21 protein-coding genes are annotated in these 19080 nt (G+C 38.3%); 14 read left to right on the top strand and 7 right to left on the bottom strand.

Annotation, left to right across the window (positions count from 1 at the left end):
* Positions 1–145 precede the first annotated feature (145 nt).
* From OPF91_RS15380 to OPF91_RS15365, 4 genes are all read left to right on the top strand, one after another.
* A complete protein-coding gene (locus OPF91_RS15380) occupies positions 146–1261 on the top strand; it encodes a GAF domain-containing sensor histidine kinase (RefSeq protein WP_264989811.1) in 1116 nt (371 codons plus the stop codon).
* Positions 1262–1272: 11 nt separating this feature from the next.
* Positions 1273–1923: a response regulator gene (locus OPF91_RS15375; protein ID WP_264989810.1), complete on the top strand. Its 651-nt coding sequence runs from the start codon at positions 1273–1275 to the stop codon at positions 1921–1923.
* Positions 1920–2834 carry a helix-turn-helix transcriptional regulator gene (locus tag OPF91_RS15370; protein ID WP_264989809.1) on the top strand — a complete coding sequence of 305 codons (915 nt, stop codon included), beginning with the start codon at positions 1920–1922 and terminating at the stop codon, positions 2832–2834. The genes OPF91_RS15375 and OPF91_RS15370 overlap by 4 nt, the downstream gene beginning before the upstream one ends.
* A 61-nt stretch (positions 2835–2895) precedes the next feature.
* Positions 2896–3627, top strand: a complete 732-nt coding sequence (locus OPF91_RS15365) for an effector binding domain-containing protein (RefSeq protein ID WP_264989808.1) — start codon at positions 2896–2898, stop codon at positions 3625–3627.
* Between the two features lie 21 nt (positions 3628–3648).
* Here the strand turns inward: OPF91_RS15365 and OPF91_RS15360 are convergent, their stop codons facing one another.
* The 3 genes from OPF91_RS15360 to OPF91_RS15350 form a co-directional block, all read right to left on the bottom strand.
* Positions 3649–4536 carry a cation diffusion facilitator family transporter gene (locus OPF91_RS15360; protein ID WP_264989807.1) on the bottom strand — a complete coding sequence of 296 codons (888 nt, stop codon included), beginning with the start codon at positions 4534–4536 and terminating at the stop codon, positions 3649–3651.
* Between the two features lie 82 nt (positions 4537–4618).
* Positions 4619–5911, bottom strand: a complete 1293-nt coding sequence (locus tag OPF91_RS15355) for a hemolysin family protein (RefSeq protein ID WP_373877066.1) — start codon at positions 5909–5911, stop codon at positions 4619–4621.
* Positions 5912–6098: 187 nt separating this feature from the next.
* The gene (locus OPF91_RS15350) at positions 6099–6302 is read right to left on the bottom strand and encodes a YheE family protein (RefSeq protein WP_264989806.1); all 204 of its coding nucleotides are present in this window, start codon (positions 6300–6302) and stop codon (positions 6099–6101) included.
* 164 nt (positions 6303–6466) lie between these two features.
* Here OPF91_RS15350 and OPF91_RS15345 point away from each other — a divergent pair, with 164 nt between their 5' ends.
* The 5 genes from OPF91_RS15345 to OPF91_RS15325 all read left to right on the top strand — a co-directional run bounded on the left by OPF91_RS15345 (position 6467) and on the right by OPF91_RS15325 (position 10903).
* Entirely contained in the window at positions 6467–7609 is a 1143-nt protein-coding gene (locus tag OPF91_RS15345; RefSeq protein ID WP_264989805.1) for a DUF445 domain-containing protein, read from the top strand.
* A gap of 18 nt (positions 7610–7627) precedes the next feature.
* Positions 7628–7972 carry a YlbF family regulator gene (locus OPF91_RS15340; RefSeq protein ID WP_264989804.1) on the top strand — a complete coding sequence of 115 codons (345 nt, stop codon included), beginning with the start codon at positions 7628–7630 and terminating at the stop codon, positions 7970–7972.
* Positions 7973–7999: 27 nt separating this feature from the next.
* Positions 8000–8659 (top strand): reverse transcriptase-like protein, encoded by a 660-nt coding sequence (locus OPF91_RS15335; protein WP_264989803.1) that lies wholly within the window; start codon positions 8000–8002, stop codon positions 8657–8659.
* Between the two features lie 110 nt (positions 8660–8769).
* Positions 8770–10269, top strand: coding sequence for a coproporphyrinogen III oxidase (locus OPF91_RS15330; protein ID WP_264989802.1), 1500 nt, complete (start codon positions 8770–8772; stop codon positions 10267–10269).
* Between the two features lie 274 nt (positions 10270–10543).
* Positions 10544–10903, top strand: coding sequence for a hypothetical protein (locus tag OPF91_RS15325; protein ID WP_264989800.1), 360 nt, complete (start codon positions 10544–10546; stop codon positions 10901–10903).
* Between the two features lie 183 nt (positions 10904–11086).
* On the opposite strand, the gene hepT is transcribed toward OPF91_RS15325, so the two are convergent.
* The 4 genes from hepT to OPF91_RS15305 form a co-directional block, all read right to left on the bottom strand.
* A complete protein-coding gene (gene hepT, locus OPF91_RS15320) occupies positions 11087–11494 on the bottom strand; it encodes a type VII toxin-antitoxin system HepT family RNase toxin (RefSeq protein ID WP_264989837.1) in 408 nt (135 codons plus the stop codon).
* On the bottom strand, positions 11487–11897 hold the full coding sequence (gene mntA / locus OPF91_RS15315) for a type VII toxin-antitoxin system MntA family adenylyltransferase antitoxin (protein ID WP_264989798.1): 411 nt from the start codon (positions 11895–11897) through the stop codon (positions 11487–11489). The genes hepT and mntA overlap by 8 nt, the downstream gene beginning before the upstream one ends.
* A 270-nt stretch (positions 11898–12167) precedes the next feature.
* Entirely contained in the window at positions 12168–13379 is a 1212-nt protein-coding gene (locus tag OPF91_RS15310; RefSeq protein WP_264989797.1) for a Zn-dependent hydrolase, read from the bottom strand.
* A gap of 5 nt (positions 13380–13384) precedes the next feature.
* Positions 13385–14080 (bottom strand): L-2-amino-thiazoline-4-carboxylic acid hydrolase, encoded by a 696-nt coding sequence (locus OPF91_RS15305; RefSeq protein WP_264989795.1) that lies wholly within the window; start codon positions 14078–14080, stop codon positions 13385–13387.
* Positions 14081–14217: 137 nt separating this feature from the next.
* On the opposite strand from OPF91_RS15305, the gene OPF91_RS15300 reads away from it, so the two are divergent.
* The 5 genes from OPF91_RS15300 to OPF91_RS15280 all read left to right on the top strand — a co-directional run bounded on the left by OPF91_RS15300 (position 14218) and on the right by OPF91_RS15280 (position 19048).
* Positions 14218–15093, top strand: a complete 876-nt coding sequence (locus OPF91_RS15300) for a LysR family transcriptional regulator (RefSeq protein ID WP_264989793.1) — start codon at positions 14218–14220, stop codon at positions 15091–15093.
* Between the two features lie 89 nt (positions 15094–15182).
* The gene (locus OPF91_RS15295; protein WP_264989791.1) at positions 15183–16625 is read left to right on the top strand and encodes a sodium/proline symporter; all 1443 of its coding nucleotides are present in this window, start codon (positions 15183–15185) and stop codon (positions 16623–16625) included.
* Positions 16626–16790: 165 nt separating this feature from the next.
* Positions 16791–17948, top strand: coding sequence for an MBL fold metallo-hydrolase (locus OPF91_RS15290; RefSeq protein WP_264989790.1), 1158 nt, complete (start codon positions 16791–16793; stop codon positions 17946–17948).
* Complete coding sequence (locus OPF91_RS15285) at positions 17935–18180, top strand: DUF3006 domain-containing protein (protein ID WP_264989788.1); 246 nt, start codon at positions 17935–17937, stop codon at positions 18178–18180. Before OPF91_RS15290 ends, OPF91_RS15285 begins: the two co-directional genes overlap by 14 nt.
* Positions 18181–18256: 76 nt before the next feature.
* Positions 18257–19048, top strand: a complete 792-nt coding sequence (locus OPF91_RS15280; RefSeq protein ID WP_264989787.1) for an HAD family hydrolase — start codon at positions 18257–18259, stop codon at positions 19046–19048.
* Positions 19049–19080 lie beyond the last annotated feature (32 nt).

The raw sequence follows: 19080 nt of genomic DNA, 5'->3' as shown, positions 1-19080 counted from the left end.
GGTAGATGCAGGGCGTTTAATGTTATGATGGAAAGTAGTTATGTTGAGTGGAGAAGAGAAGTTCACGCAACCAATATAAAAATTACTGGAAAGAGCGAGCTTACAAAAATCTGGACGACATTAATAGGCAAGATGAGGTGTGAAAGTGAAGGAGACAGAGCATTCAAATAGTAGTATTTTAAAGGAAATTGCAGAGTTATTAAATGAAGAAACTGAAATTGTAGCGATGCTAAAGGGAGCATTGGTCAAATTTTTAAATGGCACAAATTTTGAAACAGGTTGGATTTTTTTTATCGATGCTAAAGGGCGTTCAGAGCTTGTTGTACATGAAAATTTACCAGAGGCACTAGCACATAAAGATTGTCATTATTTAAAAAAAGGTGGCTGCTGGTGTGTTTCTCGTTATCGTAATGAGGAATTAAAAAAAGCATCAAATATTATTGAATGTCAGCGTATTGAAAGTGCGATTGCGGCAGATGTGGGCGACCATGCAGGTATTACACATCATGCGACAGTGCCATTGCAATCTGGTCAGGAGCGTTTTGGTGTTTTAAATGTGGCATCAAAGGATACAGTGCGATTTTCTGAGGACGAGCTTGCCTTATTAGAATCCGTAGCCTTTCAAATGGGTTCAGCAATTAAACGAATTTTATTAACAAAGCAAGAACAGGAAATGGCACTTGTAAAAGAGCGTAATCGACTCGCACGTGATTTGCATGATTCTGTCAATCAATTGTTGTTCTCGGTGACATTGACGGCGAGAGCGGGCATTGAAATGACAGAGGAGGATACCGTGAAGGAAATGTTTAAGGAAATTCAGCATTTAACGCAGGATGCTTTAACAGAAATGCGTGCTTTAATCTGGCAGCTACGTCCTAAAGGATTGGAAAATGGCTTACTGGAGGCCATCAAAGTATATGCAGAAATGCTTGGCTTACAGCTACATGTGACAGTATCAGGTGTGCTACAATTCCCTTCACGTATTGAAGAGACACTATTCCGTATTGCACAGGAAGCCTTAAATAATGTACGTCGTCATGCAGGGGTAGCAGAAGCCGCACTGTATATAACAGTAACAGCAACGGATATTTTACTTGTTATCCGTGATGAGGGTAGAGGCTTTGTGATGGATAAAAATACAAAGCTATTGTCCATTGGCTTACAGTCGATAAAGGATAGAGCAAAGGCAGTTGGTGGAACAGCCGATTGGGTTAGCGAAATAGGCAAAGGAACCGAGCTATTAATACGGTTGCCATATTGAGGGGGTACAAAATGATACGAATTTTAATCGCAGACGACCACCATGTAGTAAGACGTGGCTTATTATTTTTTCTGAAAACACAAAAGGACATGGAGGTTGTTGGAGAGGCTAAAAATGGTGTGGAGGCATTAGCCTTAGCCGAAAGCGCAAAGCCAGATATTATACTGATGGATTTAGTGATGCCAGAGATGGACGGCATACAGGCAACAAAGCGTATTAAAGCAAAGTTTCCGCAAATTGAAATTTTAATGCTGACGAGCTTTTCTGACCGTGACCATGTTGTGCCCGCAATGGAGGCAGGTGCAGCGGGTTATCAATTGAAGGATATTGAACCAGATGAATTGGCACTATCGATTCGTCGTATTATGCAGGGGGAGCATACATTACATCCAGAGGCAACAACTACACTGGAAAATGAGAAACAGGAATCTCAAAATGCATTGCATATTATTAATCCACTCACACCACGAGAACAGGATGTATTAGCAGAGCTGACAAAGGGCAAAAGTAATAAAGAAATTGCCTCATCTTTATTTGTCACAGAAAAAACGGTGAAAACGCATATTTCTAATATTTTTACAAAGCTACAGGTGCAAGACCGTACACAAGCAGCCTTGTATGCAGTCAAGCATGGTTTAACAGAGGGTAGCGGTTTGCAATGAAGATTGAACGATTATTAATGATGGTTGTACTGCTATTGAATCGTCAAAAGGTTACGGCTCAAGAGCTAGCTGATTTATTGCATGTATCAGTACGCACTGTTTATCGTGATATTGAAACATTGAGCTGTGCAGGTGTACCTGTGATGAGTCAGCAAGGTGTCCATGGTGGTATTAGCTTAATGGATGGCTATCGAATGGATAAACAGGTACTGACGAAAGATGAGTTAGCATCCCTAGCTATAGCGGTGAAAAGTGTGCTCACAACTTATGAGGATGCACATGCAGAGGCAGTGCTCGAAAAATTAGCCAGTGTTGCAGATGATACTATGAAGCAAGTAGTGGAGCAGCTTGTTATTGATGGTAGTCCGTGGGGGCAGCAAGCGGTGTTTAAGGAGCAAATGACGTTGCTAAAAACAGCCATTCAAAAAAAGTGCTGTGTCTGTTTTAGCTACTCTACGACAGAAGGGCAATTGAGTGAACGACTGATTGAGCCACATACATTAGTGCAAAAGGGAAAAGCCTGGTATTTGTATGGCTATTGTCGAGCAAAAGAGGACTTTCGTTTATTTAAAGTATTACGAATGAAAAATTTGCAACTATCAGAGCTTACCTTTGAGCGTAGAGAGCTACAATTAGCAGATTTACCATGGAATCAGCAATGGCATCAGCCTCAAAATGTAGTAGAGCTTGTATTATCTTTTGAGCAATCTATTCTAACATTGATAGAGGAATCCTTTGGTGCTGAGCATGTAGATCGAGAACAGCTACTAGTGCGTATTACATTACCAGAAAATGAATGGCTGTATGGTTTTTTACTGAGCTTTGGCCATCGGGTACGAATTTTACAGCCACAGCATATAAAAGACATTATTATGGAACGAGCACAGCAAATTGCAAATTTATATCAATAGCTGACAAACAGTTGTCATGTTTTCATTGGTATCATTGTAAAAAAAGAAGGGTGGAACATCAATGATACAACAATATTGTCAAAGCTGTGGTATGCCATTAACAGAGGTAGCATTATTTGGAACAGAGAAAACAGGAGAAACAAGTGAGGACTATTGCTTCAATTGCTATGAAGCAGGTGAATTTAAGCAGCCATTTATAACAATGGAAGAGATGCTGGAAATATGTATACCTCATTTACAACAGGATGGGATGGGGGAGCAAGAAGCTCGTACGATGTTAATGTCTTTTTTGCCTAATTTAAAAAGATGGCATCAGGCTCCTAAAATGGTAGAAAAGGAAGCATTTTATGTTGCAGGTATTACAGCACGAACAAGCAATGTCGATGAACAAAGTGCGGAGGGAAAGATACCTGCATTATGGACAGCATTTTATGAGCAAGGCATTGGGCAAAAGCTTCAAAACACAGTAAATCCAACGATTTATGGCTTGTATTCTGATTATGAAAGCGATGTTAATGGGTTGTATGATATAACATTGGGATTAGAAGTTCCTGCTTCATTAGAAGTGCCGCAAGATATGGTCATGAAATTGGTTCCTGCATCGAAGTATATGGTCTTTACATCTGAACGAGGCGCTATTCATGATGTGGTGATTAAAACATGGCAAGTGATTTGGGCATGGTTTGAGCATTCTACAATAGCGCGTGCATATACAGGTGATTTCGAGCTGTATGATGAGCGTTGTAGCAATCCACAAGATGCACAAGTAGCCATTTATATTGCAATCAAATAAAGCGAATAAAGCCTCCTACCATCATTCGGTAAGAGGCTTTGTTTCCGTACATGGCTCAATATGCACAAGCACTTCACAGAAACGGTTTTCACGTAAAACCGTTTTTTCTATTTTTTCTGTAATGCGATGACTGTCTACTACATTTAACATCGGGTCAACGGTTACTGTCACATCAATAAAATACATATTGCCATGTGCACGACCACGGAAATCCGTAAGCTCTCGGACCCCCTCTACATTGCGGATTAACACAGATAACGTTTCTGCTTCCTCGATATCAAAGGCATCTGTTAGATTTTGCACAGCCTCCCAGAAAATTTCGATGGCTGTTTTAATAATTAAAGAGGCCACAAGTAATGCCGTAATTGTATCGATAATGGGAAATCCAAAAATTGCACCGAAAATCCCTATAGCTGTACCTAAGCTAACAAGGGCATCTGAACGATTATCAAATGCAGCAGCTTTAACAGCGGCACTTTTAATTTTTTTGGCAAGTGCTAAATTATAGCGATATACCACATACATGACAACGGCACTCCCAATAGCGACATACGCTGTTAGTAAGGAAGGGACGGTTCCAGTTGGCTCCCAGAGACTTTTTACAGAACCAACTAATACTTGAATACCAACTGCTAACATAATAAATGAGGCAACAAGTGAAGCAACGGTTTCTGCACGTAAATGACCATATTGGTGATTAGAATCAGGTGGACGTTGTGCAATGCGTAAGCCAACAAGTACAGCGATAGAGGCGATAATATCAGTTGTATTATTTAAACCATCTGCTTTCAGGGCCTCAGATGTGCCGATATAGCCAATAGTTAATTTGATTGAGCTTAGCACTAAATATGTACCAATGGATAGCCAAGCGCCTTTTTCCCCTTGACGTAAATTTGTATAGAGCTCCATTTTGTTTCCTCCTCGCAAAATTTTCGAGCATTAGAAAACGACCCCCTTTTTAAGAAAGGGAGCCGTCTTAGCATGTAACGGTTTAACTATTTAATTCTTCTTGTTTATTTGATAAATCAAGTACAGGTAATTTTACAACTTCTAAGTATAAAATATGGTGACCATCTAGCTCTTTAGCGATAAATTCATACCCTTGCTCCTCAATGCTATCACCTTCAACAGCTTCAAAGTGCTTCGTCATGAACCAACCACCAATTGTATCGATGTCGTCATCTTCTATGTCTATACCAAGCATATCATTGACATTTTCTATGAGCATTTTGGCATCAAAGATAAAGTGATCTTCAGCAATTTCTTGAATTTCTGGAATTTCATCATCATCAAACTCATCTTGAATATCACCGACAATTTCCTCGATAATATCTTCGATTGTAACAAGACCTGATGTTCCACCATATTCATCCATTAAAATAGCCATATGGATACGTTCACGCTGAATTTTAAGCAATAAATCATTGATTTGAGTTGTCTCCATCACACGGATAATCGGTTGCATATATTCGATGACTGGTTTGTCACCATTTGCAGAATCTTTAATGTAAGCTGTTAATAAATGCTTCATATTGACTAAACCAATAATATGGTCCTTATCACCGTCAAAAATTGGATAACGTGTATATTGCTCTACACCCATGACATCAAATACTTCTTTGATTGTTAGCTCTTTTTCGATACCGACGATTTCGGTACGTGGGACCATAATTTCCTTTGCGAGACGATCAGAGAATTCAAAAATACTATTCACGTATTCATATTCAGAATTGTTAATTTCGCCGCCTTTTAAACTATCAGATAAAATCATACGCAGCTCTTCTTCTGTATGAGCTACTTCTGATTCAGACATCATTTTTAAGCCGAAAAGCCCTGATATGGCACGCGCAGAACCATTCAATAATTTAATGAATGGATACATGATGTTGTAGAATAACATTAATGGACCAGCAAAGTGTAATGTCACAAACTCTGCTTTTTGGATGGCAAATGTTTTTGGCGCCAATTCCCCAGCGACAACATGCATAAAGGTTACAATAGAAAACGCAAAAATAAATGATAAAACAGATGTGATGCTACTGTTTAAATTGAAATATTCAAACACAGGATGCAATATCATATCAAATGTCGGTTCACCTAGCCAACCTAAACCAAGCGCAGTAATCGTAATACCGAGCTGACAGGCAGATAAATATTCGTCTAAATTTGTTACGACATGCTTAGCTTTTTCTGCTTTTTTATTTCCTTCTGCTAGCAATTGGTCAATCCGTGTTGTTCTGACTTTTACAATTGCAAATTCTGTTGCAACGAAAAACGCTGTCATGATGATGAGTAGGGCGAATGCCGCCAATTTAATGGTTATTTCCAATATGTCTCCGTCCAAATAGTTCCTTTGTCCCCGCCCAAATGAGGGAAGCGAACAAAGTGTACACCTCCTATGATTTAAAAAATTGTTGGATGATTTAATGATAAATTATTTATCGTTAAAATACAAATGTAGACATTCATTTTTATTCATAAACATGATAGAGCATCAATTCATGAATCATTTTTTTGACATCTTCCTCATTAGGTGGCGTTGTACCTGTCCATTTAATAGCGCCATCTTTTAAATATTCGGCACTATAATATTCACGTTGATAGAAGAAGGTAATGGACCACCCTGGTAACTGTGTGTTTTCAAATAACGGCTTAAAGCTAAAATGTTGAATCATCATCAAACCTCATTTCTCTATATCGATACTATTTATTATTGAAGGTGGCTAATAATTTTGCAACCTTGAGGGTATTTCTTTCGTAGAAAATAGTGGCTCTGCTATAATGAGGGCATTAGGCGACATGATTCGTCAATTGTATAGATGAAATGAGAGGAAAACGAATGGATAATATTTTAGTGACATTATTATTTATGGCTGTTATCGGTGCTGCTATTGGTGGTGTAACGAATCATTTGGCGATTAAGATGTTATTCCGCCCACATAATGCCATCTACATTAAAAATTGGCGTGTACCTTTTACACCAGGGCTGATTCCAAAACGTCGAGATGAATTAGCGAAACAGCTTGGGAAAACTGTTGTGGATTATTTATTGACACCTGAGACGTTTAGAAAGAAATTTTTCTCGAAGGACATGCAGGATAAAATTGAGGGGCTTGTCCAACAGAAAGCTGAAGAAATTATTTTTACGAATGATAAAACCATTCAAGATTGGCTAACATTAGCAGGTTTTTCACATATGCCAGCAACGATTGAGCAGAAGGTAGCTGCTGTTGTTGAGGGACAATTTATGGCGATGAGGAATACACTAGCAACAAAATCGCTTCGTACATTATTGTCAGCAGAAATTCAGGCAACAATTGACGGCAAAATACCAGTGGCTGTGAGTCATATTTTAGAAAAAGGTGAGGATTATTTTTTATCACCTGAAGGCGAAATGACCATTAAAGCGATGATTGATGATTTTTTAGCGTCTAAGGGCTCGCTAGGTGGTATGATTAATATGTTTTTAGGTGATTCTTCTTCACTAGTTGGGAAAGTACAGCGAGAGCTTGTGAAGTTTTTACAAGCACCAGGTACAGCAGCATTATTAACAAAAATCTTTACACAGGAATGGGAAAAGTTAAAGGATCGTCCTGCAATGGATTTCCTAGAGGATGTTCATATGGAGCCACTACTTGTGAAAGTACAAAGCTATGTGAAAGAGCAATTAGCAGTGGAGGAACGTTTAAATCATCCTATCTCGTACTACTGGCCTGAAGGAAATGTATGGATGAAGGAAAAAGTTATTCCACAAGCAATTGATACTGCTTTTGTGAAGGCAGAGGAAAAATTAGAGGATGCATTAAGACGTTTAGATTTACAAGAGGTTGTAAGAGAGCAAGTTGATTCTTTCCCAGTGGAAAAACTAGAGGAACTTGTATTAGGTATTTCCAAGCGTGAATTTAAAATGATTACATGGTTGGGTGCTTTACTTGGTGGTTTAATTGGAATTGTGCAAGGCCTGATTGTCTATTTTATTTAAAAAAGGGGAAATCTATTGATGATTAACATTTACAATGATATTAATGCGTTAGAGGCGACTTTCCGCAAAACGCCAGAATTTGAAGCATTAACAGAAGCAGTGGCAACTGTAAAAGCGGATGAGGAGGCATTACAGATTTTTAAAAACTTCCGCAAAATTCAAATTGATTTACAACAAAAACAAATAGCTGGTGAGGATATATTAGAAGATGAGCTTGTCTATGCGCAAAAGGCGGCACAATTGGCACAGCAAAATGCCAAAATTTCAGCTATGTTGACGGCAGAAATGCAGTTAAGTAAAGTGATTGAAGAAGTGAATCGTATTTTAGTGAAACCAATTCAAACATTATATGAAGGTCTTTAATGGCTAGTAAGTGAGGAGGAAAACATCATGTACGTGACAATCGAATGGTTTTATAAAACACCAAAGGGCACAGAAACAGTTTTTCATTCAGCTGAATTACCAGCTGCACAGGCACTGTTACTTGCTGAGGATATGGAACGTACAGGGAGAGTAAAGTCCCTTCACTTTATTGACCGTCAAGAGAATGATTGGTCATTGAAAGAATTAAAGGCGTATTTAAAGGAAATTGAGACAGAGCCACATAATATTACAGTTTATTTTGATGGTGGCTTTGACATTGCTACAAGGCAATCAGGGTTAGGCTGTGCGATTTATTATGAGCAAAATGGTAAGTCCTATCGTTTACGCAAAAATGCTTTTTCTAGTGAATTGCAATCCAATAATGAGGCAGAGTATGCGGCACTCTATTTAGCGTTGACAGAGCTGGAATTATTGGATGTACATCATTTACCGATTTGTATTACAGGTGATTCACAGGTTGTTATTAATCAACTTAATGGAGAATGGCCAGCACTTGAGCGAAATTTAGCAAGCTGGGCAGACAAAATTGATGCTAAGCTAGAAGCATTGCATATTCAGCCTGATTACAAGCTGATTGCACGACAGGAAAATAAAGAAGCAGACAAACTTGCCACACAAGCATTAAAGGGCATTGCTATTACGGGCGCAAGTGAGTTGTTGAAATGATGAAAAGTATGTCAGCATATAATTGCTGGCATGCTTTTTAAATTTTTTGCTAAAAGTGTCGGCTTTGACTACAATAGGAATGTAACTTTAGAAAGAAAAGAGCGGAAGACATGCAAACAATTTATATAGAGCAACACTATCCAGAGGATTGGATTCGTGTATTGCATCATATTGCGAATTTATTTTTTGAGGATTCAAAGCTAACGATAAAGCCGGAGGGAGCTCATATGTTAGCGTCGATAGATTATCAAGTCGGTGATGATTTTTCGATTACAACAAAGGCTGTGCTAGAGGTAGAGGGCAATCGTTATACGAATGATTACGAAATTCACTATGATACAGCGGTAGAGGGACGTGAGTTAAATATTCGTATTAAGCGTGCCTTATCACATGTATTTTTAGATGTCTTGGAGCAGCACACAGGCATGCATCAGCAATGGGGTATTTTAACGGGTGTACGTCCGACGAAGCTGTATCATAAATTCCGTCAAGCTGGTAAGAGTGATGCGGAGATTGCAGATATTTTGCGTCGTGATTTCCGATTATCAGAGGAAAAGGTAGCGCTTTTGAAGGAAATTGTAGCACGACAATTGGTGACAATTCCTGATTTAGATACAATCGGTAAAGAAATTAGCGTTTATATCGGCATTCCATTTTGCCCAACAAAATGTGCCTATTGTACATTCCCAGCCTATGCTATTGGTAGTAACCGAAAGCAGGGGCGAGTGGAAACCTTTTTAGATGGGCTTCATATTGAACTGCGTGAAATGGGGAAATGGTTAACAGAGAACAATATGAAGATTACTTCTATTTATTGGGGTGGCGGTACACCTACCTCAATTGAAGCGCACGAGATGGATGCTCTGTACCAAACAATGTACGAGTCTTTCCCAAATCCAGAAACAATTCGTGAAGTAACGGTGGAAGCGGGACGACCTGACACAATTACACCTGAAAAGCTAGAGGTTTTAAAAAAATGGGGTATTGACCGTATTAGTGTCAATCCACAGTCCTATACAGATGAAACATTGAAGGCAATTGGTCGTCACCATACTGTACAGGAAACCGTGGATAAGTTTTGGTTAGCTCGTGAATCAGGAATGAATAATATTAATATGGATTTAATTATTGGCTTGCCAAATGAAGGGATTGAGGAATTCCAGCATTCATTGGAGGAATCAGCTAAAATGCAGCCTGAGTCATTGACAGTGCATACATTATCCTTTAAGCGTGCCTCCGAAATGACACGTAATAAAGATAAATACAAAGTAGCTGACCGTGATACTGTGGCGGAAATGATGCATATGGCACAGCGATGGACAAAGGACAACGATTATGTACCATATTATTTATATCGTCAAAAAAATATTTTAGGAAACTTAGAGAATGTTGGCTATAGTAAGGCTGGCGAGGAAAGTATCTATAATATTGTCATCATGGAAGAAGTACAGACGATTTTAGGTATTGGCTGTGGGGCATCATCGAAATTTGTCCATCCTGAGACAGGAAAAATTACACAGTTCCACAACCCAAAGGACCCTGCTGCATATATTATGACATTTGAAGAGGCGATTGCGAAAAAGCTAGAGCTATTAGATGCTTTGTATTAAGTGGAAGAGGGCTAGCCAGCTAACGAGTAACAGAGATGTTTGAGTAAGGAGTAGGAGAGTGTCTACAGACATTTTTTCGACTCCTTTTTCTGTTTTAGTGGTTATTTAATAGGGTTTTTAATAAAATATTATCCCAAATTAATACCGGAAATGGTTCAATATATGATACAATTGAATGGAAGGATAATAAAAGGATTCCTCAATCTTACATAAAAGAGTTATTGGGGGAAAATTATAATTTAAGGGGTCATAATTTTTTGAAAGGGTGATTATAATGAAAACAATCTATATTTATCCAAAATTAGCAATGGGGTTTAGGGGATTTGCAACAGGTTTAGATAGAGAGGGATTCTCTTTTAAGAAAAAGTCCACGAGATTAAAAAAGAATATAGAAAATTCATTGAAAGAGAATAATTTGAGTTCTTTTAATGTAGAAGTTACTCATGGCTATGAATCGCCAGAGGAATTATTAGGAAATGATGGCATTGTGGTTTTAATTTCTCCATACTTAAAAAGTTTACTTGGTCACATTGATTTTTCTGAAAGTGGATACTATCTTTTATCCGAGGCTGAATATAATTCAGAAAATATTGACAACATCTTAAACTATATAAAAACGCTATCAAATGCATAAAATTTAGCAATCAATACTTTTAAAAATATATGTAAAACAAGAATGTTTATAGTAGCATTCTTGTTTTTTTATTTGATCCAATACTGTATATCAGAGAAATGCTTTAATGCTTAGTTGACCAATTTTCACCCAGTAAAATTGGTCACTTTTATATGTGGTACGAAGTCAGTAGAATCATTTTTGTCATGCTTCAAGCTGCAAAATGACCTTCGTAAACTTTTTAAAATCATCAAGGTGTTTATCTAAAATGGCTTCTAAAATAGTAAGCTCTAATGCTTGGTAATCATGAACAGCAATATTGCGGAAGCCAACCATATTCATCATAATCTTTGCTAAATCCGCATCAATTAGCCCCACCTCTTGTAAGAGCGTAAACCCCTCACGACTTGCTTTCGGTATGCCTAGCTTACGCTCACTTACAATATGCATGGCTAAATCAATACTTGCCTCACAAGCACGTTGAATATTTAAAATGATACTATCTTGCTTCGTGAAATCCGTTAAATTTTCAGGATTATCTTGATACACCTCATGAATACGTTTCACACATCGCTCAATAGTAGTGGCTTTATTTAAAATAACATCATTCATCTCCAAATATACTTCCTCTCTCTTTGATAGCATCAACAATGGATGTACGTTGTTCACTTAGTGTGGCATACATACTATAAGCACGCATTTTTTGACGTATGAATTCATTGTTGTTCTGAATATAAATCGGTGTGCCCTCAGAAAAAATTTGCATAGTGAATACAGTATCAATTTGTTTAATATCGACTAAGTCAACTTCTCGACCTACGAGTGTTGCCAGTTCCCCTGCTAATAGAAAACGTTCATAAGATGATAGTTGCTTGTCACCGAAATAAGCAATATCAATATCACTATCTTCCCGCACAATACCTTTTGCAAATGAGCCAAACAAAATGACGAAGTCGGGATTCAGATGTGCATTAATTGTCTCCATTAATTTTTGTTGAAGGCTGTCACTTAACATGAGGCTATCACCATCCTTTCCTATAGTATAAAGCTTTGACCTAAAAACCGCACTTCAAGCAATGAAGTCAACGGCATTTTTGTAATAGAGGAGAAAGAGTTCATAGGCAATCGACACGACTTCGTAAGTATTCGACAAGATTACGTAGACAATCGACAAATGTTTATTGTGCGAAAGTGTAGCGCAACGTAATGTTAGTCACAAAATTGGTCAATTTTTTCAACAATCAAAAGCCTGCTCCGTCAAAATAGATGGAGCAGGCTTTTGCTACTACTTTATTAATGTGAGCACTGTATCATAAAAAATCTTTGTAGCCACTATAATATCTTCATCTGAAGTGTATTCTAACGGATTATGACTAATGCCATCTTTTGAACGGACGAATAGCATGGCGATAGGTGCAACAAGCGCAATATTCATCGCATCATGACCTGCACCACTCATTAAAAAATAAGGACGAATGCCCTGTTGCTCAATACGTGCTGCAAGCTGCTGTTGCAAGATTGTATCTGTTTTAGCAGGTTGCACACGTTGTAATATTTTGTACTGTAACTGTACATGGCGACGCTGTGCGATGTCCGCTAGCTTATGCAAAATTTGATTTTCCAGTGCAGTAATTTTATCTTGCTCAATATCTCGAATATCCACTGTAAAGACTACTTTACCAGGCACAACATTGACACCATTTGGCTCCACATGCAGCTTGCCTACTGTTGCGACAGAATCGCTTCCATCATTAGCAAGCTGCTCAATTGCTAACACCATCTCACTAGCAGCCGTAAGCGCATCTTGGCGAATAGGCATCGGTGTCGCACCAGCATGCTCACTGATACCTGTTACTGTAATTTCTAGCCATAAAGGTGCAGCAATCCCAGTGACAATGCCAACAGGTAAATTTTCATTTTCTAACACTTTACCTTGCTCAATATGCATTTCTAAATAAGCAGTGATGTCATGACGTTTGGCAAGAGTGACTGTCTGAGCATCTAAGCCGAATTGTGTCATCGCTTCAGCAATGGAAATACCTTGTGCATCTGTTTGTTGAAGCTGCTCATCTGTCAAAAGACCAGCCATTGCCTTACTGCCAATTAAACCAAAACCAAAGCGTGTGCCTTCCTCGTCTTTAAAAGCTACGACTTGAATTTTTTTTGTAGGTCGGATGTGCTGTTCGTGTAAAGTATGAACGACTTCAATCGCTGCAAGTACGCCTAGAGCACCATCATATTTTCCACCTTCAGGCACTGTATCAATATGTGAGCCAAGCATAACGGTTTCTGGACCAGTGCCATATGTGCCGATAATATTGCCAATTGCATCTACTGAAACAGTCATTCCTGCATCTTGCATATAAGAGGCTACAAGCTCAATCGCCTGCTGTTCTTCTAAAGTAAATGACAAGCGATTTATGCCACCTGTTATGTCATTACATCCAATTTGGCTTAACTGTTCAAGGTGCTGTAATAGTCGATGATCATTAATCATTTAGGTTATCCCTTCATTTGGAATTGGAAATGACACTGCCCTTCACGTAATACATATTCATCATGGATGACTTCAAAGTTTTTGTTATAGCCTTTTGCAACGGCAGGGTCAATCATTTTACAATATAATATGCCGTACTCTCCCATATCATCATCAGCCCATTGTTGACCAAATGGACAGCGTGTGAAAGTTTGCTCAATTTCATTTGGCTTATAAACTGTATCCATTTCAAATAAAGTGCTGCGACCCATATCGTAATTTGTTAAATAATGTTCAATGCTATTTTCTAAGCCATTTGTTCGTGCACGTTGCGCAATGCCTTTTCCACGTTTATTACCATAACGCTCTACAGCACGCATCACTACTTGTTGTCCTTCTTCACCATAGACATCCACAACTGCTTTGGCAATTTGCGCAAACATTTTAGCAAAACGAGCATAAATCGTTAAATCAGCATATTTTTCTTGGCCTTCTACAACAAACGGCAAATAATCATAAAAGGCATGGTTTTCACCTTCAGCCGTCGCTTTTTTTGCCATCACTTCTGCATCTTTTAAGCCGAATGCTGTTAATCCTTGTTGTACTAGCTGACGACCATCTTCTCCATACTGCTCTGTAATCGCAATATGCAGCTCTGTAAACATTTTTGCTGTAATCACATCCATCGATAATGCCTTCATCATCAGTTTTTCTTCAGCCATGAGATTAGCCCCCTCTACAAATCATATAAATCTACTTGGAATTTGCATTAATTATAAAATGGCATGTTATAATAAATCAAATGAATAATTCAACAATCAAATATGAAAAAAAATCATAGTAGGAGCTGATTAGTAGGATGGCAACATTAGCGCAATATCTAGCTTTTCAAACACTTATTGAAACAGGAAACTTTACAGAGACGGGCTTGAAGCTCAATCTGACACAATCAGCTATTAGTCATACAATCCATAAACTGGAGGAGGAATTTGGACTTTCCCTTATTATTCGCAATCGCCATCATATTGAGCTGACGAGAGACGGAGAGGTTGTCTTTCAGCATATTTTGAAGATTTTACAGCAGCAGCAACAGCTAGAAACTGAGGTGGCCAATTTAAAAAATTTAATAGGTGGTACGTTGATAGTAGGGATTTTGCCTAGTGTTTCACTTGTATTATTACCAAAAGTGCTCGCCTATTTTGAACAGCATTATCCCGTATTACAAATAGAGCTACGTGAGGGGGATTACGATCAAATTGAGCAATGGATACAGACAGGTGTTGTCGATATTGGCTTTTTAGTGGGACCACATTCTAAGCATCTACAGTTTGAAGCTGTTTTTGATGATGAACTGCTTTGTATTATGGCAAAGGACCACCCATTAGTAGCTCAGCAGCAGTTGCAGCTTGAACAGTTAAGAAATGAGCGTTGGATTATGCCAAGACGAACGATTGACCGCGATGTAGCACGTTTGTTATCGAAACATAAAATTCGACCTAATATTGTGTATGAGCTATCGGTGGACCAAGTTATTTTAACGATGGTCAGCGAAAATTTAGGTATTTCCATTTTACCGAGCTCTTTACTTGTTCATGCTCCTCAACACTTGGTGAAGAAAAAATTTGATGCGCATTATAGTAGACAGGTGGGAATTGCCTTCAAACACAGTGTACATCTGTCACCAGGGGCATTGAAGTTTATAGAAATTTCAAAGCAATTTGCAGCAATTTTATAATTTTGGATATTGACAAAAGAAAATTTTCCCCATAATATCTGATAGAATCACTTGGGATTAAAACAGAGAGGTACATTGGAGGAAAAATGATGCATACGATTGTTTATGTAGAAATTATTATCTATTTGTTGGCAATGCTTGCAGTGGGAATTTATTTTAGTAAAAAAGATTTATCACATAATGAATACTTTCTTGGAGGTAATAAATTACCAGGATGGGCATTAGCCTTTTCAGAGCGAGCTACAGGTGAGTCTGCCTATATGTTTTTAGGGGCAATTGGCTTTATTTATATGGCTGGTTTATCAGGTGTATGGATTTTATCAGGCATGTTATTAGGAGTAGTTGTATCATGGCTCTTTTTATCAAAACGCTTTATGCTAGAACAACAAAAATACAAAGTAAATAGCTTAACAGATTATATTGCAGTAAAATTTCCAAAGCACGCAGATATTATTCGTTGGCTAGCTTCTGCTGTTATGGTGTTGTTCTTTACATGTTATTTAGCAGCGCAATTTTCAGGGATGGGTAAAACGATTTATTCATTCTCAGGTCTCAATATTACATGGGGGACAATTATTATTGCTGTGATAATTATTTTTTACTCTTGTATGGGTGGCTTTATGTCAGTTGTATGGACAGATACAATTCAAAGCTTTTTAATGCTAATTTCCTTTGTAATTGTACCGATTGCAGCCTATATGGAAATTCAACATCAAGGATTAAGTATATCCACTGAACTTGCAAATATGGGCAATGGTGCAGATAGCTGGGTTGGTGGTTTGAATGGACTAGCTTTAGGAGCAATGCTATTTACGAATATTTCATGGTTCTTCGGCTGGTTAGGTGGACAACCCCAGTTAAGCTCTCGTTTTATGGCGATGACAACGGAAAAAGAGCGCGTAACAGGGCGGAATATGGCTATTCTTTGGACATTAGTTGTCTATGTAGGTGCATTTTTATCAGCTATTTTTGCTTCTACATTGTACAAACAAGGCACGATAGAGGATGCGGAAATGATTTTACCACATATGGTTTTTGATATTTTACCGCCTTGGGTAGCAGGAATTATCGTAGCGGGGATTTTAGCAGCGATTATGTCGACAGCTTCTTCTCAGCTATTAGTCATTACAACATCGATTAGTGAAGATATTATTCATAAAACATTGCGTTGGAATATTTCAAGTAAAGGCTTGGTACATTTATCACGTCTTGTAGCAGCAATTAGTGGTGTTGTTGGAATTATTATTTCACTAAAATCTGGTTCAGTGATTTATAGTCTTGTATCCTTTGCATGGGCAGGTATTGGTAATACGTTCTCTGTTATTATTTTGTTAATCTTTTTCTGGAAGCGTGTATCAGGTGTTGGTGTCGTTGCAACCATTGTAGTTGGCTTTGTTAGTGCGATTGCGTGGTCATTATCGCCATTGGAAGCAATTGTATCAGCAAAAGCATCGACCTTCTTTATTTGTTTAATCGTTGGTGTTATCTTCTCATTACTATTCCCAGATGTGAAAGAAGAAAAAACTATATAAATATTATTTTTAAGGCAGGAAGATGGTGTAAACCTTCTTTCTGCCTTTTACTATTGAATTGGATGAAGTAAAGGGAAAGCGTATAATAGAAGAAATTTGAACTATAGGAGAACTTAAGTTGATGGAGATTTAGTAAAATCAAAAGCTATTGGAGGAAATAAGGTAATGAAAAAATGGTTAGGGTTATTGCTCTGTTTATTTATATTGGCAGGCTGTATCGAAATGGTGCCAACAGAGAAAGTACCTGTTTCGGCTGGACATGAGATGAAGGTGCATTTTATTGATGTTGGACAGGGGGATTCGATTTTGATTGAATCGCCGAATGGTAAAACGATGCTTGTAGATGGTGGGGTGAAGGGAGCAGGGCAAAATGTTGTGTCATACATCAAAAGCCTTGGCATGACGAAACTTGATATCGTTGTTGCAACACATCCTGATGCTGATCATATTGGTGGGTTGATTCCTGTATTAAGCACATTGAAGGTTGGGCAATTTTATGATTCAGGTAAAGTACATACATCTCAAACATTTGAGGAATTATTAACATTAGTGGATACGAAAAATATTCCGTATGATGTACCACAAACAGGTGACACGCTCGCATTTGATGAGGCTATTCAAGTAAAGGTGTTACATGCGGATGAACAGGCAGTCGATAACAATGATGCCTCCATTGTTTTAAAGATAACGTATGGGCAAGTGTCCTTTTTATTGACTGCTGATGCAGGTATAGCGATAGAAAAAGACATGCGTGATGTGAGGGCAACAGTGTTAAAGGCAGGTCATCATGGCTCTAATACAAGCAGCTCAGAAAGTTTTATTCAAGCGGTGCATCCAGAGGTTACGGTTTTAAGCTATGGGCAGGATAATAAATATGGTCATCCACATGCAGAGGTGGTAGAGCGCTTGCAGGCGATGGGTAGTGAAATTTATGCTACAGCAGAGATGGGCACTATTACGATTGCTACGGATGGTGTGAAATATGCAGTGAATGGTAAGCAATGGTCAGAGGTTAGTCCAGTAGCAGGAGGTATTGAGATTGTTAGTAAGGATTTAGTGCAAGAGATTGTCGGCATTCAGAATAACAGTAGTGAAGCGGTATCTTTACAAGGTTGGCAGCTTGTATCTGTTGAAGGAAATCAAGTATTTAATTTCCCAAATGTCACGCTACAGCCAGGCAAAACGATTTATGTGATGAGTGGTGTCAATGCGAAGCAAGGGAAAAATTATTTGCAATGGACAACAAAGCAAATTTGGCTCAATGATGGTGATGCAGCACAATTACGCAATGTGAAGGGGGAGATTGTTAGTGAGCTCGACTAAATATACATTAGATCGTATTGAGGATGGCTATGCAGTGTTTTTAAAGTATCCTGATGAGGAAGAGGAGCATTTGGTGGAGCTTGTCTCTTTAACACAGCCTGTGCAAGTGGGCGATCGGGTATTGATTACGGGTGAACATTTGGAAATTTTGCATGAGGAAACAGCGCAAAAAAGAGCAGCAATGCAAAATTTAATGGCTCGATTGCGTAAAAAACGTCAACATTTTGAGTAAATTTGTGAATGGGATGCTACTCGACTGAAAATTTTGATAATATAGGAGGGGATTATAAAAAGTAGGAGCTGACGTTATGACGATTAAAACGGTTATTTTTGATTTAGATGATACATTATTATGGGATAAAAAATCAATCCAAGTAGCTTTTGAAAAGACATGTACCTATGCAGCGACGATTCATCCTGTGAGTGCAGAGGCGTTAGAAGATGCGGTGCGTAAAGAGGCACGTGCTTTGTATGAAAGCTATGAAACATATGATTATACGGTATTAATTGGTATCAATCCATTTGAAGGGCTTTGGGGCACATTTGATGACCCAACAGATTCCTTCCAAAAAATGAAGGACATTGCACCAAGCTATCGTGCTACTGCTTGGACAAAGGGATTAGCTGCACTTGGTATTGCTGACGTGCAACTAGGTGCAGAGCTAGGTGAACGTTTTGTAGCAGAGCGTAAGGCATCACCATTTTTATATGAGGATACATTTGCTGTGTTAGATGCGCTAAAGGGCAAATACCAGCTTGTGTTATTAACAAATGGTGCACCCAGTTTGCAAAATTTAAAGCTAGACATTACACCAGAAATTGCACCATATTTTGACCATATTATTATTTCTGGTGACTTTGGAAAAGGCAAACCAGACGCTACGATTTTTGAGTATGTGATGGAAAAAGCAGGTGTAACAGCAGATGAAGCCATTATGGTAGGTGACAATTTGAATACCGATATTTTAGGCTCTTCTCGTGTAGGGATGCGCAATGTGTGGATTAATCGAGAACATACGACGGTTAATGGCACGGTGACACCGACTTATGAAGTGGATTCTTTAACAGCATTACTAGCGCTTGTGCAGACAATAGACTGAATAAAAGCCGAACGAAAAAATTTTTTCGTTCG

The organism is Lysinibacillus piscis (assembly GCF_026012395.1).
In the GTDB taxonomy this organism is placed as follows: Bacteria; Bacillota; Bacilli; order Bacillales_A; family Planococcaceae; genus Lysinibacillus; species Lysinibacillus piscis.
Note: the sequence above shows the minus strand (reverse complement) of the source record. Positions and strands in the feature narration are given on the sequence as shown.